This is a genomic window from Paenarthrobacter sp. 2TAF44 (assembly GCF_052114885.1).
Lineage (GTDB): Bacteria > Actinomycetota > Actinomycetes > Actinomycetales > Micrococcaceae > Arthrobacter.
Map to the genome: position 1 here is coordinate 1 of NZ_JBFRFP010000022.1, position 14,229 is coordinate 14,229.

Consider the following 14,229-nt stretch of genomic DNA (forward strand, 5'->3'; position numbering starts at 1 on the left):
AGGGACATTTCCTGCACCGCAGGCCCCGGAGTTCACGGAGGGGCTAGACGGGGTGGAGTGGACGCCTACAATCCGGAGGACAGCAACCAGAAAACGTCGTAGACAACAGGTGATGACGGGCAGGAGCTCCGCGACGGACCGGCAGCACCYAACAGCCGGCCACGGAGCTTGCGGAGTGGACGCCCCAAGGGGTGCGAGCCCTGCGAGCACGCTTTCCCTGCACCCACCAACCGCCCCAGGCATGAACAGACTCCGGTTTGCCGCACACACCAGGTGAGCGTCGCCGGCCCCGTTGCGGGAACGGCGGTCCGTCGCCGGCAACCACCCACCCAGGCGGCCACCCGCGGCGGACCGCCCGCCCACCCAAGGCGAACGGCCCACCAGCGCTTATGTGCCGCCGTCGGTCCTTGTCGGGTTCGGGTGGGTGTTGAATCGATGGAAGTTGGCGGCGATTTCTTGGGCGGTGTCCGTCATCGGTGTTCCCGGCGTGATGGTCTTCTCTTCGTCGTCGGAGAACTCCACCGGTTCCCCGTCTTCGTCATACTGGTCCGGGCCGTAGTAGAGCTCTGCCGTGGTGAACTGGGATTCCAGGGGGTCGTTCCAGTTATACGATCCGGGTCCAATCAGGAAGGTGTGGCTGCCTTCCCTCCGGAGGAAGAACGTTGCGGTACCTCCGCCGGTCTGTCCGACCTGAAGTTCCAAGCCTTCGGCTTTCATCGCATCTACCAGGTCACGCGCGGGAAACCATTCGATCTCTTCGGCGTGGGGCCGTGCTTCGGGGCATTCAGCCATGGTCCTGTCTCCTTCACATGTTGGGGGTGGCCGGGATGTTGTCCCGGCCACCGGTTGTTCTAGCTGGCGAGTAGTTCGGCCACTTCTTCGGCGTCGGAGACCAGCGCCGCCGTACCGTCTTTCAGGAGCCTGTGGCAGCCTGCGGAATTCGCGCTGTGCACGCTTCCGGGTACTGCCGCAACGTGACGGGCAATGGTTTCGGCGTGGTGCGCGGTGTTCAGCGCACCGGAGCGCCACCGGGCTTCGACAACACAGGTCACTCCGGCGAGAGCGGCAATGATCCGGTTACGGTCGAGGAAACGTGCCCGGGTGGGCGCGGTTCCGATGGGCTGTTCGGAGACGATCAGGCCGTTGGCTTTGATCGCGGCCGCGATGTCCGTATTACCTGACGGGTAAACCCGGTCAAGGCCACCAGCTGCGACGGCGATCGTCGCCGGGCCGTTGCCGGTACTGCCAGCAAGAGCGCCACGGTGGGCGTGGGCGTCGATGCCGTAGGCAAGACCGGAGATGACGCAGATGCCACGCCGGGCGAGTCCGTGGGCCATTTCCCCGGCCACGGCAGCGCCGTAGCTGGTGGAATCACGGGATCCGGTCACCACGGCCGCGCGGTGCGGGGCAGGGATTCCCTGGGCGATGTTCCCGACGTACCAGAGCCCATAGGGCGGGTTGGGCAGGTCGTTCAGCCCCTCGGGCCAGTGCTCGTCCCCGGGGACCAGGAACCCGCCTCCAAGGTCTTCGATGGCCTCCAGCTCAGCTTCGATCTTGTCGGTGTCGAGGTCGCGGGGTGCCGGTGCCCAACGGTCCAGCCCTTTTGAGAGTTGGTCAGCTGTGACTTCCCAGAGCGGGAACACGGGCAGCGCGCCAAGGGCCATGCGGTAGGCGGCGTGTGCGCCGTGACGGGCTACAAGCTGACGGGCTGCGTCATCGTCCGGGGTGAACATGCGGGTCAGGGCCGCGCGTGCAATACGGTTTTCGTCGTTCATGGTGTTGCTCCTTCTTGTCCGAGAAGTTGGGTGAGCGGGGCGACCAATGGTGACCGGCCAGCTTCCCCTCTCCCCGGTGTTTTTTGTTGCTGGCACGTAGTGCTCTACGGGGCCGACGGAGGCGTCTGCTCCCGCCAGGGCAAGGTGCTGGAAATCTTCGAAAGGAAATAAGCGAAGCGCCGTCGAAGAATTCCAGTGCCGCAGGGCCCCTGAGGAACGAAGGGGTCAGCAGCTGGAGCCGGAGCGGAACCGTATGATCCGCAGGACAGCCACAAAAAAGGTCGTAGACACAAAGGGCCAGGGTGTCCGGAGCTCTGCGACGGCGCGCCCTGGACCCAAGCGCCGGCCACGGAGCTTGCGGAGTGGGCGCCCAAAGGGGTGCGAGCCCTGCGAGCATGCTTTCGGCTCCTGAGTAGGGTGGGGGCATGACTGATCCGGCACCGCGGCCCGGAACCGGCCGGGCTCATCGCGGTCTTAGGTGGTTCCGCTTCTTGGCGGTGCTGTTCTCCGTTGCCGCCGCTGCTTCGCTCGTGCTGGTGGCCATTGATGTGTTCATTGGACGGCCTGCCGCCGGGGATCTGTTTATCGCCGGGCTAAACGCCCTGGCTGCTGTGGTGCTGTGGCGCGTGGTGGTCAAGCAAGTGGGCGCATGACGAAGGGCCGGCCTTGTGGCCGGCCCTTCTGGTTTCCTCGGACAAGGAAATCTGTGGTGCAGCGTCGTTGCTGCAGTGGTGTTAGAGCTCGCGGTGTTCCTGGGTGTGCGTGAAATCGACCGGCCCCAGGGATTCGCCGGCGGTGAGTAGCTGCAGTTCGATGACGTCTTCGAGGACGCTCGCGTCCGGGGTTGGTTTGTCGTCTTCGGTCAGGATGTATTCGGTTCCCATGCTGGATCTCCTGGGTGCAGTGTTCTCGTTGGAGTTCACTGTAGCCGTGGATCCTTCGCGTTGACTGGGTTTGCCGGCTGCGCCCGCGCAGCGTCGTGGCGGCCGGGGGAGCGCCAGCGGAGGAGGCCGCCCCGCTACTTGAACGGCCGGGCGGGACCTTTGTTGATCCTGCCCGGCCGTCCCGGTTAGCTGATGGGGCGCCTGTAGGCGGTTTCCCTGTTCTTGGTCACCTCCGCGATGTGGTCGGTGACGATCAGCTCGCGCAGCAACACGGCCAGCCGGTAGTCGGGGATATCCTCAGCTGCCAGCTTCAGGTAGCGGTCGGCGTGTGTTCCGGAGCCTTTGAGCCATTGCAGCCAGCCCATGAGTGTCAGCATGGGAGCGCGCTGGCCTTCGGGGACGACTTTCATCAGTTCGAATGCGACGACTTCGGCGTGGTCCACGCGCTTCCAGTCGGGGCGGCCGTCAAACTTGCCCCGCAGCAGGTCAAGGATGCTGCCGTTGTTCGTGGTGATCGTTTCGGCCATGAGCACGTCACGGAGGTGCGGGACTTGGAACCATGCCGCCAGTTTCCGGGCGGTCTCGGTCTCCGGTGTACCGGGTGCCTCCAGCGCAGTGTCCCATTCCTGTCGTGCCTGCTCGACGGCTTCTTCCGTGAGGACGGGCACCTGTACCGGCTCAACCCATTTGCCCAGTAATGCCGGGTTGTAGACGTCCACGGTTGCGGCGCTTCCCATGAAAGTCAGGGTGGCGTTGGCGTTGCTGTCGGTGATCTGTGACAGCGGGTACCGCTCGGTGGTGCCATAGGCGGCCCAGCAGGTGCTGGTGACGAGGTAGACCTTGCGGACCGGCATCCGCGCGGTGGCCAGTTCGTTGCCCAGGGCGGCGACGTGGGCGGCGTAGGGGAACCGGTCATCGTCGCCGGTTTCGTCGGTGTAGACGATGAGGTAAGAGGCCGTGGCGTTCTCGTCTTGCGCGGCGAGGCTTGTCACCGTTTGGGCGAAGCCCAGCGGGGCCGCGTCCATGGGTGCGTCCACGCGCAGCGTGGCGCCAAGGGCTCCGGCGGTGGCGGTGAGCACGACGAAGGAGTCAGTGGGGGTGCCTCCGAGCAGGTGCGGGATGTAGGCCAGCAGGTCAGCGGGGCCGGTCAGGGTGAGTTTTTCAATCATGGTGTTCGTCCTTCTTGTCCGAGAAGTTGGTAAGTGCTGGGTGGTGGCCGGGAACGTTTGGTTCCCGGCCACCGTTGGTGGCTAGGCCGCTGGCTGGATCAGGTGCGTATCGAAGAGTGCTTCGGCCCGGCGGATCAGGTAGTCCGGCACGTCGGTGTCGTGGTTCAGTCCTGCCCTGCCCAGGAACACGGCGTTCCCGGTCACCGGCAGGTCAAGGCAGGTGTCGTGGAGCAGCTGCACCGCGCGGACGTTTGAGGCTCCGGTGGTTTGCGTTTCCGCGTTCAGGTAGACCTGCCAGTCGCCTCGGGCAATGCATTCCAGTCCGCCGCCAACGATGATCTGCAGGCTTGCGTGTCGTGCGTCAAGGCTGTGGACGGTGACGCTTTCGCTCAGGCGTGCCGGTACATACAGCGCTATCAGGTGGTTAAGCATGGTGTTGGTCCTTCTTGTCCGAGAAGTTGGGTGGGTGGGGCGACCAATGGTGACCGGCCAGCTTCCCCTCTCCCCCCGTTGTTTTTTGGTTGCTGGCAAGCTTGCTTGCTTGGCGGCCAGCGGAGCCCCGTCTACCCGCAGGGCAAGCCCCAGGCATGAACAGACTCCGGTTTGCCGCACACACCAGGTGCCCGTCGCCGTCTCGTTGCGGGAACGGCGGTCCGTCGCCGGCAACCACCCACCCAGGCGGCCACCCGCGGCGGACCGCCCGCCGACACAAGGCGAACGGCCCACCAGCTCCTGCTAGAGGAACGTGGGGCGGTGTTCTGCGGCGAACAGGATGGCTATGGCTTCGTTGTGCCAGTCCAGTGCCGCGTACTGCCGGGTGGTGTTCAGTTCCGCGGGGTTCACGCGGGCCCCGGTGGTGACGGCCTCGGCCATGCCCCGGATGTGCGCGGCGAGGTCTTCGGCGGAGTCGGTGCTGTAGGCCACCGGGGATTTCTCGACGATCGCGGCGGGGGTTTCGAGGAATACCACGGCTTGGGCCGGGTCTGGGCGATGCTGCGGGTTTCGGTCATTGTCCTTGGTCCTTTGCGGGTGGGATCGGGGCCTTGCCGGGCGGTGGGGGTTCCGCCCGGCAAGGAGTCGAGGTCTGTTAGGCGGCGGCTGTCTGGAACACGGGCGGAATCCGGTAGCGGCTGGGAAGCTCTGCGGCGGCTTCGGGCAGGTCTGCCGGGCCGTGGGCTTGTCCGTTCTTCCAGTGGAAGAACGCCTGTTCACTGATCGCGTCCCAGTACCGGGCCTTGGTCCGGTAGAACGTCGTTTTCACGTCGCCCTCGCAGTAGGTGGCCATGCCGAACAGGTTGCCGATTTCATCCGCTGTGCGGATCCCGGCGACCATGACATAGGGCCACTGGCCCAAGTCCCAGCCCTCGGACCCCCAACCGGGAATCACTGCCCAGCCGTGCTCTGAGATGAGCCCCATCCAGTCGTAGCCGTCGTTCATGTGGTAGTCGCCCAGCACGGTGACGCCGTCGATGGTTTCGCCGGTGTCCTCGGTGGTAACCGTCGTGATGGTGATTGCGCTCACGTGGTGTTGCTCCTTCTTGTCCGAGAAGTTGGGTGGGTGGGGCGGCGCAGGTGACCGGCCAGCTCCCCTGTCCCCCGTTGGTTTTTTGCTGCTGGCGAAGCTTGGGGAGCTGTGGCCGACGGAGGCCTGTCTACCCGCAGGGCAAGGGGCAGGAAATTCCCGGAGGAAATAAGCGACGAAGGAGCGCCGTAGGGACATTTCCTGCACCGCTGGCCCCGGAGCCTGCGGAGGGGCTAGACGGGGTGGAGCGGACACGTACAATCCGAAGGACAGCAGCCAAAAACGTCGTAGACACATAAGGTCCAGGGTGTCCGGAGCTCGGCGACGGCGCGCCATGGACCCACCAGCCGGCCATGGAGCGAAGCGGAATGGGCGCCCCAAGGGGTGCGAGCCCTGCGAGCATGCTTATTCCCTGAGTGTTGTCAGAGTGGGTTGGTACGGTGGGCCTGTCCCGCCTGGTTTCCCCCAATCCCAGGCGGGACACTTATGTCAGAAGGAGAAGTGGGCAGTGGGACTGAGAAACTTTCTGAACAGGCGCCCCAAGACGGCGGCCTCTTCCGACCTGGAGGAGGCGTGGGTTGAGCTGCGGCAGACCGTCGACGAGTCCAAGCTGACGTCGTTCCGTGCCTGCAGCCGCAACGGACGCTCTTGGGCGGACGACCCGGCGGCGGTGCGGGCGATCGCTGCTGCGATCGGGCGCATCATGAACGACACGGCTGAGGGTCCAAAGGACAGCCCCGGCCCGGATCCAGCTAGCTGCCGTCTCCCCCGGTGCTTTGGAGTTGGCGCGGTACGCCATGATCGACGTTCCCAGTGCTGTGAGTGAGAGAACGAAGTTCACGATGGTCAGTGGTTCCATGAGTTTCCTTATCGGTGAGTAGGACTTAGTCTGAGAAGGAGCCGGTGGCCGCAACCAAAGCGGTCACGACCACCGGGTTTCGTAGCTACACCTACTTCCTTGCTTTACGCTTCCGCTTCCGAGTTCCAGCTCGGGAGCGTTTGCTTGTTAAGCGCGCGTTCCGCAGGGAGAGCAGAGCGATGACAGCTGTCATCAAGCTCACGACCGAAGTCGCGAGCTTGATCGCTTCGTCGATGCTCATGTAGCCACCTCCTTCCTGCCCCGCCGTGCGAGGCCCCCACCGGTCCAGCCGGTCGAGGGTGGGCCGTCAACCCCGAAGAGTGACCGGGGAATCCCGCGAAGTAGGGGAGCGCAGCGACCGCGTTGGATTGTCCGGTTGCGTGGGTTGACGGGTCGGGCCCCCGGACGGCTACGATCAGTGGCCTTGTACGGAGAACAACCCAGCCACATGTAAAGGCAAGGAAATGCTTTTACAGGCCGAAGCGCAGCGAAGGTCCGTTTTGGTCTTGGTCCTTTAGGCTGTGCGCATGGACGAGTCCATTCCGCGGGCACTGCAACCACCGGTTGCTGTTGCCCTGGCCAAACTCGTCAAGACATTCCCAGGCCCGGGGGCGCTGCCTGGCCCGACCTATGCCGAGCCCAAGTGGGACGGATTTCGCGCGATCATTTTGAGCGATTCCGACGGGGTGACCCTGTGGAGTCGCCAGGGCAAAGACCTTTCCCGCATATTTCCTGAGCTATGCGCAGCCGTAAGGGCTCAGGTCCCGCCCGGTGTAGTCCTCGATGGTGAGACAGTCATATGGAACGGCGACCGGCTGGACTTCGAGGCGTTGCAACGCCGCATGGTCAGCTCCAGGGCAGCTCTGCCGGCACTGATCCATAAACTGCCCGCCGCGTTCGCGGCCTTTGACGTGCTGGCCGTTGCCGGGCAGGACGTCCGGGGCGTCCCGTTCATGGGTCGCCGGCAGCTTCTCGAAGAACTGGCCCGCGACTGGGCCGCTCCGTTGAACCTCTCCCCCACCACCACGGACATGGAAGTGGCAAAGACCTGGTTGAAGGACCTGCCGGCTACAGGGGTGGAAGGACTGGTCCTGAATTCCCTGTTGAATTAGCGTGTTGATGCGGTTCAAGAGGGGTGTGAATGGTGCGAGGATGGCGTATTTTCTGGGTGCCGGCGGGGCGGTCTGTCGAGTCGAAGCGATTGCCGGTCTTGGGCGGTTGGGATGGCCTGGCGGAGGACGAGGAGCGGGCGGGTGTGCGTCCTGGGACGCCGATCCTGCTGTCGCCGGACTGCCAGATCGATGGACGGTTGGCCCGTTTCCTGGTCCGTTCGTCCTTCGCCCGGCTGGAGCAGGAGACGAAGCGGAACTATGCGACGGACTATTGCGTCTTCTTCGACTTCCTGTGGCGTCGAGACAAGAACTGGGATGAGGCAGGCCCCGATGACCTGTGGGATTTCGAGGACTGGCGCACGAGGTCGCTGAGCAACCCGCGGCGGGTCGGCGGTGCCCGTTGGAATCGGGGCCTCGCGGCTTTGGGCCGCCTGTACTCGTGGGCGGTCAAGCAGGGATACGTGTCCGCGAGCCCGATTGAAACGCGGGAGGCGATCGGGCGGCACGGGCAGGCGGTGGAGGTGCCTGCCGCCCGGGCGAAGGATGCGAGGTCCAGTGATGTGCGGTGGCTGACGCCCAGGATGTTCCGGCGTTGGGTGGATGTGGGCTTGCGCGGGTACTCCGCGCATGGTGTCCCGGCCGCGGCATGGGGCGGGCGGATGGAGGACCGGAATTCGGCTTTCGCCAATCTGCTGTTCTCATCGGGTCTGCGGCTGACCGAGGCCGCTTCGCTTCTCAGTCTCGAGGTCCCGCAGTCCGAGGTAGGACACCGACGGTACTATTCGGGCCGGCTGGCCCCGGTGGTGACGAAGTCAAAGCGTGCCCGCACGTTCTATATGGCAGCACCGGTGGTGGGTGAGATCGAGGCATACTGCGATGCGGGCCGGTCGAGGGTGATCCGCCGTGCCCAGCGGCAGGGCAGGTATGACGTGCTGCCGCGGATGCGTCTGGTGACGTCGGTCTCCGGGCACCGGATGAAAGTCCTTCACTGGCGCGATCGCGACGGAATGCTCGGTGAGACGGCCCTGGCCCGGGCAAGCGTCGAGGAACGGGCGATTCTTTTCACTGAAGGCCCCGAGGGTCCGGAACCGCTGTGGCTGTGGCTCAACGAGTCCGGTCTGCCGTTTCGGCCGGCATCCTGGGAGGGCGTGTTCCGGACGGCCACGGAACGGTCCGCGAAGACCCTGTCGGGAGAAAAGGGTGATGCTCCGTTCTGCACCCCGCACATGTGCCGGCATTCCTTCGCGCTCTACATGCTGGTCGCGCTCCACCACGCGATGGATGTCCGGCTCGGCCTGACACCGAAGGAGCGCCGGGACTTCCGTCTCCTCTACGGGGATCCGTGGCGGATGGTCCAGGACCTTCTCGGCCACGCGGACGTCGAAACTACACGCAGGATCTATCTGGCCCCGGTCTCCGACCTCCAGCTCCACTCGCTGATCTCCTCGCCTGCGCCTGGTTCGGGGGCCCCGGAGGGCGGGGCGGCCGACGATGTCTCCTGGATTCTCGCCCGGCTCGCAGCCGAAACGGGCACGATCCAGGACCTGATTGACGACGAGGCTGTCCTGTGAGCGGCCAAGGGCAGCGTGCTGCCCTGCCGCCGGAGCCCCACCACCGGCCGGTTCCGCGGCCCCATGATGGGCTGAAGGTCGAGCACCGCGACAGGAAGGGACGGGTGGGCACGTTCAACTTCGACGAAATCCCGGTGGGCCCGGAGCTGCAGCGCGCCTTTGCCCGGTGGTTCGCCGAGAAGTGTGCTCCGGGCGGCGGGTGGGACTCGCTCCCGTCAAGCAAGGCCATGTGGTTCCGCCTTACCGCATTCGGGCGCTTTTGCGCCGAACAGGACAATCCGCCCCAGCGCCTGGTCGACATCACACCGGCGTTGTGGAACAGGTGGCGGATGCGCCGACCGGAAGGCATCTACGGCTACTCACAGGTGATCGCGCTGGGTGGCTTCCTCAGGAGACACGACGAGCTGAGCGAGCCTACGAGGTCCGCGATGGCCAAGCGGCTTCCCTTGGTCACGTCCACGGGACGGGCGTTGGCCCCGGACGAATTCGAGGAAGTTCGCGCTGCAGCCCGGAAGATGTTCCGCTCCGCCCACCTGAGGATCCGGGCCAACACAGAACATCTACGGCGATGGCGTGAGGGATCCTTCGAGCAGCAAAGCCCGGACTGGATCATCGGAGAGGCCCTGGACTCGCTCGCCCGCACCGGACATGTCCCCTACAGGCTTCGCGAAAGCGGGACCAAACGTACTATTCACCGTTACGTCGCAGTCCTCGGCGGAGAGGCCCCGCAGTACACGTGGATGCGGCTATTTCTGAGCCGGTCCGAAGCCTATGCGCTGGCCGTATTGCTCGTGATGGAGTTCGGACTCAACGCGACCGTGGTGTCGGAAATGCGCACGCCGCGGGCCTTGCAGCACGGCGGATCCGGTGGCTTCCCCATCTACCGGTTGGAGCTGGAGAAACGGCGGCGGGGAGCCGGCCGCCACTTCGAGACCCGGAATGTCCCGGACACCGGCGCCGACACACCAGGGCGGCTGATCTCGAAGGCTCTGGAGGCGACTTCCCACGCGCGGGCCTTTGTCACCGCCGCCGACAGCGCCCTGGACTTCCTGCTCATCTGGCGGAACTCCCTGCCGGGGCCCAGGAACGCGTCCCCCGTGACGCCATTCGGGATCGGCCTGACGAAGAACGCGGCCGACTCCTGGCTCCGGGAAACCGGCCTAACCGGCGCTCCCCTGCAAAGACTGCGGAAGACGGTCAATGTGCTGCACCGCAGGGAGCCCGGCCAGAACAGCCAAGACACCCACGACGCGGTCTATGTCCTCCCCGAACCCCAAGTGCAGCAGGCATCCGTCCCGGTCGTCGCAGAGGGCGCCGAGAGCGCCCTCGCCCACGCCAGACACACCGTCCTGCGCGCACAGCTTGCCGACACGGCCGGCCCGGATTCCCAGGAGACCCCCACTGCCGCCTGCTGCGACTACAAGAACAGTCCATTCAGCCCCCAGGGAACGGGATGCCGGGCCTCGTTCCTGATGTGCACGGCGTGCCCGAACGCGCGGATACACCCGAAGCACCATCCACGCCTGGCATACCTGCACCGCTCGTTGGCCAGCCTGCGTTCGGTCCTGGGCGACGAGATATGGGCAGCGGACTGGGGCAACTCGTTTACGCGTCTGGAGGACCTCAAGCGCAGGGTCGGTGACCCGGTCTGGGCGACCGCCCTGGCCAGCGTGACCTCCACCGACAGAGCAACCATTGGCAGCCTTCTGGAAGGACAGTACGACCTGTGACCCTCGAAATCGAAGAGACCGCTTCTCGCCCGGCACCGCATGCCCACGCCATCTTGCCCGGTCTGGTCGCCGAGGGCTTCACCGGCTCGGTCCCCCGATATGGGGACCCGTCCTGGAGCCTGGACGCACTGGCGCACGGCCCCGGTGTATCGCGCGCGACGATCCACTGGGAGACTGTGCCCGCGGCATTCCGGGAGGAACTGCGGCACCTGACTTGGCTGCTGATCAACACTTCGCTGCCCGCCAGCTTCCTGATCGGCAGACACCCTCGGTGGCGGACCACCGTATCGCCCCGACACGTATATCCCACCGTGGCGATATGGAGGGCATTCTGCCAATGGCTGGAAGAAAGGGGAAACTCATCCCTCCGAGACTGCACTCCGGCAGACCTGCAGGCCTACGCCCTCCACCTCGTAACGGACCGGGCAATGACGCGCAACCCTGCCCAGAAAGTCCTCGCGGCCCTGACACGGCTCTGGGCCCTGGACGCCTCGAACCCTTTCCCGGTCGGCCTGTGCGAACCGCCGTGGCTGATCGAGGGCGCCGATGATTTCCTTCCGGCCGGGTCTTCCACGGGCGAGAACTCGACAGAGCCAATCACTCCGGAAACCTTGGGGCCACTGCTGATCTGGGCCGTGCGCGTGGTCGAGGACTTCGCCGATGACATCCTCACTGCCGTCCAACGGAAAGAAGAGATACTCGCCCGAAGCAAGCAGAACCGCGCCACTCCGGAAGGCCAAGCTGCGCTCGAGGATTACCTGGGACGTTTCATGGCCGCTGGCGCATCGCCACCGAGTATGGCAGCCGGGAACAAGAGCGGTCTCGCTGCCACGTACATCGCACACATGACGGGGGCGGCGGTCCATCAGGTCCACCATCAGGTAATTGCAAGCCCCTGGCGGGAACGGCTCCTGTCCGCCGATGGTCCCGCTCCCGTTCTCACCGAACTTTCCGGCACGATCGACGGCCGCCCCTGGAAGGAATTCATCGACTACTCCGAAGCGGGCACTCTCAAGACCCACCTGACGACCGCGGCCTACATCGTGGTGTCATACCTGACAGGAATGAGGCCCCGTGAAATCCAGGGACTCGAAAGGGGCTGCTGCCCGGAGCCGGAATCAGGGCGCTACCTGATCCACGGCCGCGTTTACAAGACGGCCGTCAACGACGACGGGAACCACGTACCGCAGGGAATCATCCGCGACGTTCCATGGGTGGCCATCGAACCGGTGGTCCGGGCCATCCGCACAGTCGAGAGGATCAACCCCGACGGGTATCTGTTCGGCGGCCTGCCGCCGGACACCATGAATCTGCGCGTCGAGAAGTTCATCGCATGGGCTTCGAACCTGGCCAAGACCTTGGACCGGCCTCACGAGGTGATCCCTGAGGACAAGTACGGCTCGATCGGGGTCTCGCGGTTCCGTCGGACTCTGGCATGGCACATCGCCAGGCGCCCCGGCGGGCTCGTCGCCCTCGCCGTTCAATATGGCCACATGCGCACCGCCATGAGCGCCGGCTATGCGTCCCGGAGCCGGAACGGAATGCACGACCTGCTCGACCTGGAAACGGCTCTCGCCGCAGCCGACACCCTCGCGTCGCTAAACGACGACCTGGCGAACGGCTCAGGCATCTCAGGCCCAGCGGCACGCAGAGCCATCAACGCCGCCCGGCACGCCCCCGAATTCGCGGGCACCATCGTCAACGCGAGACAGGCCCGTGCGCTTCTTGAGAACCCATCGCTGACCGTCTACGAGAACCCGTCCGCGATGCTCATGTGCGTCTACAAACCGGACCGCGCTCTCTGCAACCGCATGCCCGAACGCGAAGCACCGAGCCTCGACCGCTGTGTCCCCTCCTGCGGGAACATCGCGCGAACCGATGATCACGCACACCTGATGCGACAAGAGGCGGAATCCCTGGAGAAGCAAGCCCCGAAGTCCCCCGAGCCTCTCGGGCACCGGCTGGAAGCCCGGGCCCAGCGGCTCCGTCAAGAAGCCGATCAGCACGACCATTCCCGCATCGTTCTCGAGGAGACCAGATGAGCCCCGACCACGACGAACGCGCCCGCATCCAGAAAGCCATGGAACGAATCCTTGACGGAACCCCGGAACACTCCAACGGGGCACTGACCATAGTGGCCCTCGCCACAGAAGCGGGAGTGCCCCGCAACGCACTCACACAGAGGCACCTCGACCTCAAGAATCACTTCTACGAGAAGGTAAAGGCACTCGGCGGGACACCAGACAGCGAGAGACGCCTCCGGCAGGAGACAGCCAGACTGAAACGATTGCGGGAAGTCGACAGAAAAGTGATCCAACAGCTGACAGCGGACAACGAAGCGCTCGTCGGGGCCCTCCACCTCGCACAGCTCAAAAATGAAGAGCTCCGACAGCGATTAGCTGAGTCCGGAAGCAAAGTCCAGGCCATCGGCAGGAGGTGACGCGATCCTGCCCTACTTCAACACACTGATCGGCCATTGATTCCTTTGACATCTCGGCCTTCCAACGTTGGCTGGAATGTTCTTGATATCGTCTGCGGGGCAATTAGTGGTTCCCGAACTCAGCCCGCGGCTGTGGTCGCGGGCTACTGGTCGGGGACCAGCTGCGCATCGTGGGCCGCTCAACTGTCCTGTCCGCGAAGGTGAGTCGGGAGCTGGGCATGCCGTCCGGGCATTCCAGTTCTTCGGGTTCCGTATCTCATGCGGTTCGGTCGGGTTCTTGCGCGAGGTCTGCCGCGCCTACGGCTCCTGCGAGGGGGCCGAGAGTGGCTGCCCTGATGATCGGGCGGAAGCGTGGCGGGGTGGTTTCGAGGGACTGCTGGGCCTCCTGGACGATGGCGAGGAAACGGCGGTCGGTGCCGAGCCCTCCACCGAGGATCACCTGGGCGGGGTTGAGCGCGGCCGTGACGAGGGAGATGCCTCGGACGAGGTGGCCGGCTATCCCAGCGACAAGGTACCGGGCCGCGGGGTCGGTGGCGGCCGCGGCGAGGAGGTCGCGCCCGGCAGTGGCGGTGTCCCAGCCTACGGCGATTCCAGCCCGGTGGAGGGCGCTGCCGCTGGCGTAGCGCTCCCAACAGCCACGTGAGCCACAGGTGCAGGCCTCTCCTGAGGGTTCGAGGGGCATGTGCCCGATCTCGCCGGCGGCACCAGTGGCCCCTCGAAGGAGGCGCCCGTTGAGGACGAATCCGCCGCCGAGCCCGGTGCCGACGGTGATCATCGCGAAAGAATCGCCTCTGGAATGGCCGCCGAAACGGTACTCGGCCCACGCTGCGGCATTGGCGTCGTTGTCCACCCGGACCAATGTGCGCGGGGGAAGGTGTGGGGCGATCCGCCGGGCGATATCCAGGTCCGTCCAGCCGATGTTCGGGGCCGCGCTGATCACCCCGGTGGATGGGTCGACGTCTCCGGGGACGGCGAGGCCGATGCCAGAGAGCGCCTGCTGCCCGGTGTGGGCAGTGACGAGGTCGGCGATCTGGTCTATCACGGCGGGCCCGCTGCCGGCGGTCGGCACCGTGGCTGTGTGCAGGACCGTGCCGTCGTGATGGAGGAGGGCTGTGGCGATCTTCGTGCCGCCGATGTCGAGACCGAGAGAGTAGGTCATGGTAGTTC

14 protein-coding genes are annotated in these 14,229 nt (G+C 65.3%); 6 read left to right on the forward strand and 8 right to left on the reverse strand.

The annotated features are described in order from the left end of the window. Positions 1 to 387: 387 nt before the first annotated feature. Positions 388 to 792 carry a hypothetical protein gene (locus AB4Z15_RS18955; protein ID WP_442018487.1) on the reverse strand — a complete coding sequence of 135 codons (405 nt, stop codon included), beginning with the start codon at positions 790 to 792 and terminating at the stop codon, positions 388 to 390. Positions 793 to 851: 59 nt separating this feature from the next. Then, the gene (gene dprA, locus AB4Z15_RS18960) at positions 852 to 1,775 is read right to left on the reverse strand and encodes a DNA-processing protein DprA (RefSeq protein WP_442018488.1); all 924 of its coding nucleotides are present in this window, start codon (positions 1,773 to 1,775) and stop codon (positions 852 to 854) included. A gap of 425 nt (positions 1,776 to 2,200) precedes the next feature. Here dprA and AB4Z15_RS18965 point away from each other — a divergent pair, with 425 nt between their 5' ends. Continuing rightward, positions 2,201 to 2,428, forward strand: coding sequence for a hypothetical protein (locus AB4Z15_RS18965; RefSeq protein WP_442018489.1), 228 nt, complete (start codon positions 2,201 to 2,203; stop codon positions 2,426 to 2,428). An 81-nt stretch (positions 2,429 to 2,509) separates the two neighbouring features. On the opposite strand, the gene AB4Z15_RS18970 is transcribed toward AB4Z15_RS18965, so the two are convergent. The 5 genes from AB4Z15_RS18970 to AB4Z15_RS18990 all read right to left on the reverse strand — a co-directional run bounded on the left by AB4Z15_RS18970 (position 2,510) and on the right by AB4Z15_RS18990 (position 5,350). Next, positions 2,510 to 2,659, reverse strand: coding sequence for a hypothetical protein (locus tag AB4Z15_RS18970; RefSeq protein ID WP_442018490.1), 150 nt, complete (start codon positions 2,657 to 2,659; stop codon positions 2,510 to 2,512). A gap of 185 nt (positions 2,660 to 2,844) precedes the next feature. Beyond that, on the reverse strand, positions 2,845 to 3,828 hold the full coding sequence (locus AB4Z15_RS18975; RefSeq protein WP_442018491.1) for a DUF4192 family protein: 984 nt from the start codon (positions 3,826 to 3,828) through the stop codon (positions 2,845 to 2,847). A gap of 81 nt (positions 3,829 to 3,909) precedes the next feature. Then, complete coding sequence (locus tag AB4Z15_RS18980) at positions 3,910 to 4,260, reverse strand: hypothetical protein (protein ID WP_442018492.1); 351 nt, start codon at positions 4,258 to 4,260, stop codon at positions 3,910 to 3,912. Between the two features lie 303 nt (positions 4,261 to 4,563). After that, complete coding sequence (locus AB4Z15_RS18985) at positions 4,564 to 4,797, reverse strand: hypothetical protein (protein ID WP_442018493.1); 234 nt, start codon at positions 4,795 to 4,797, stop codon at positions 4,564 to 4,566. Positions 4,798 to 4,915: 118 nt separating this feature from the next. Beyond that, positions 4,916 to 5,350 carry a hypothetical protein gene (locus AB4Z15_RS18990; protein WP_442018494.1) on the reverse strand — a complete coding sequence of 145 codons (435 nt, stop codon included), beginning with the start codon at positions 5,348 to 5,350 and terminating at the stop codon, positions 4,916 to 4,918. Between the two features lie 1,386 nt (positions 5,351 to 6,736). Here AB4Z15_RS18990 and AB4Z15_RS18995 point away from each other — a divergent pair. The 5 genes from AB4Z15_RS18995 to AB4Z15_RS19015 are packed head-to-tail and all read left to right on the forward strand — an operon-like array spanning position 6,737 to position 13,062. Beyond that, positions 6,737 to 7,321, forward strand: coding sequence for an ATP-dependent DNA ligase (locus tag AB4Z15_RS18995; protein WP_442018495.1), 585 nt, complete (start codon positions 6,737 to 6,739; stop codon positions 7,319 to 7,321). A 29-nt stretch (positions 7,322 to 7,350) separates the two neighbouring features. Then, positions 7,351 to 8,892 carry a tyrosine-type recombinase/integrase gene (locus AB4Z15_RS19000; RefSeq protein WP_442018496.1) on the forward strand — a complete coding sequence of 514 codons (1,542 nt, stop codon included), beginning with the start codon at positions 7,351 to 7,353 and terminating at the stop codon, positions 8,890 to 8,892. Beyond that, complete coding sequence (locus tag AB4Z15_RS19005) at positions 8,889 to 10,622, forward strand: hypothetical protein (RefSeq protein ID WP_442018497.1); 1,734 nt, start codon at positions 8,889 to 8,891, stop codon at positions 10,620 to 10,622. The genes AB4Z15_RS19000 and AB4Z15_RS19005 overlap by 4 nt, the downstream gene beginning before the upstream one ends. Then, entirely contained in the window at positions 10,619 to 12,664 is a 2,046-nt protein-coding gene (locus tag AB4Z15_RS19010; protein ID WP_442018498.1) for a hypothetical protein, read from the forward strand. Before AB4Z15_RS19005 ends, AB4Z15_RS19010 begins: the two co-directional genes overlap by 4 nt. Next, positions 12,661 to 13,062, forward strand: a complete 402-nt coding sequence (locus tag AB4Z15_RS19015) for a hypothetical protein (RefSeq protein WP_442018499.1) — start codon at positions 12,661 to 12,663, stop codon at positions 13,060 to 13,062. Before AB4Z15_RS19010 ends, AB4Z15_RS19015 begins: the two co-directional genes overlap by 4 nt. A 256-nt stretch (positions 13,063 to 13,318) precedes the next feature. Here the strand turns inward: AB4Z15_RS19015 and AB4Z15_RS19020 are convergent, their stop codons facing one another. Beyond that, positions 13,319 to 14,221, reverse strand: coding sequence for an ROK family protein (locus tag AB4Z15_RS19020; protein WP_442018500.1), 903 nt, complete (start codon positions 14,219 to 14,221; stop codon positions 13,319 to 13,321). Positions 14,222 to 14,229 lie beyond the last annotated feature (8 nt).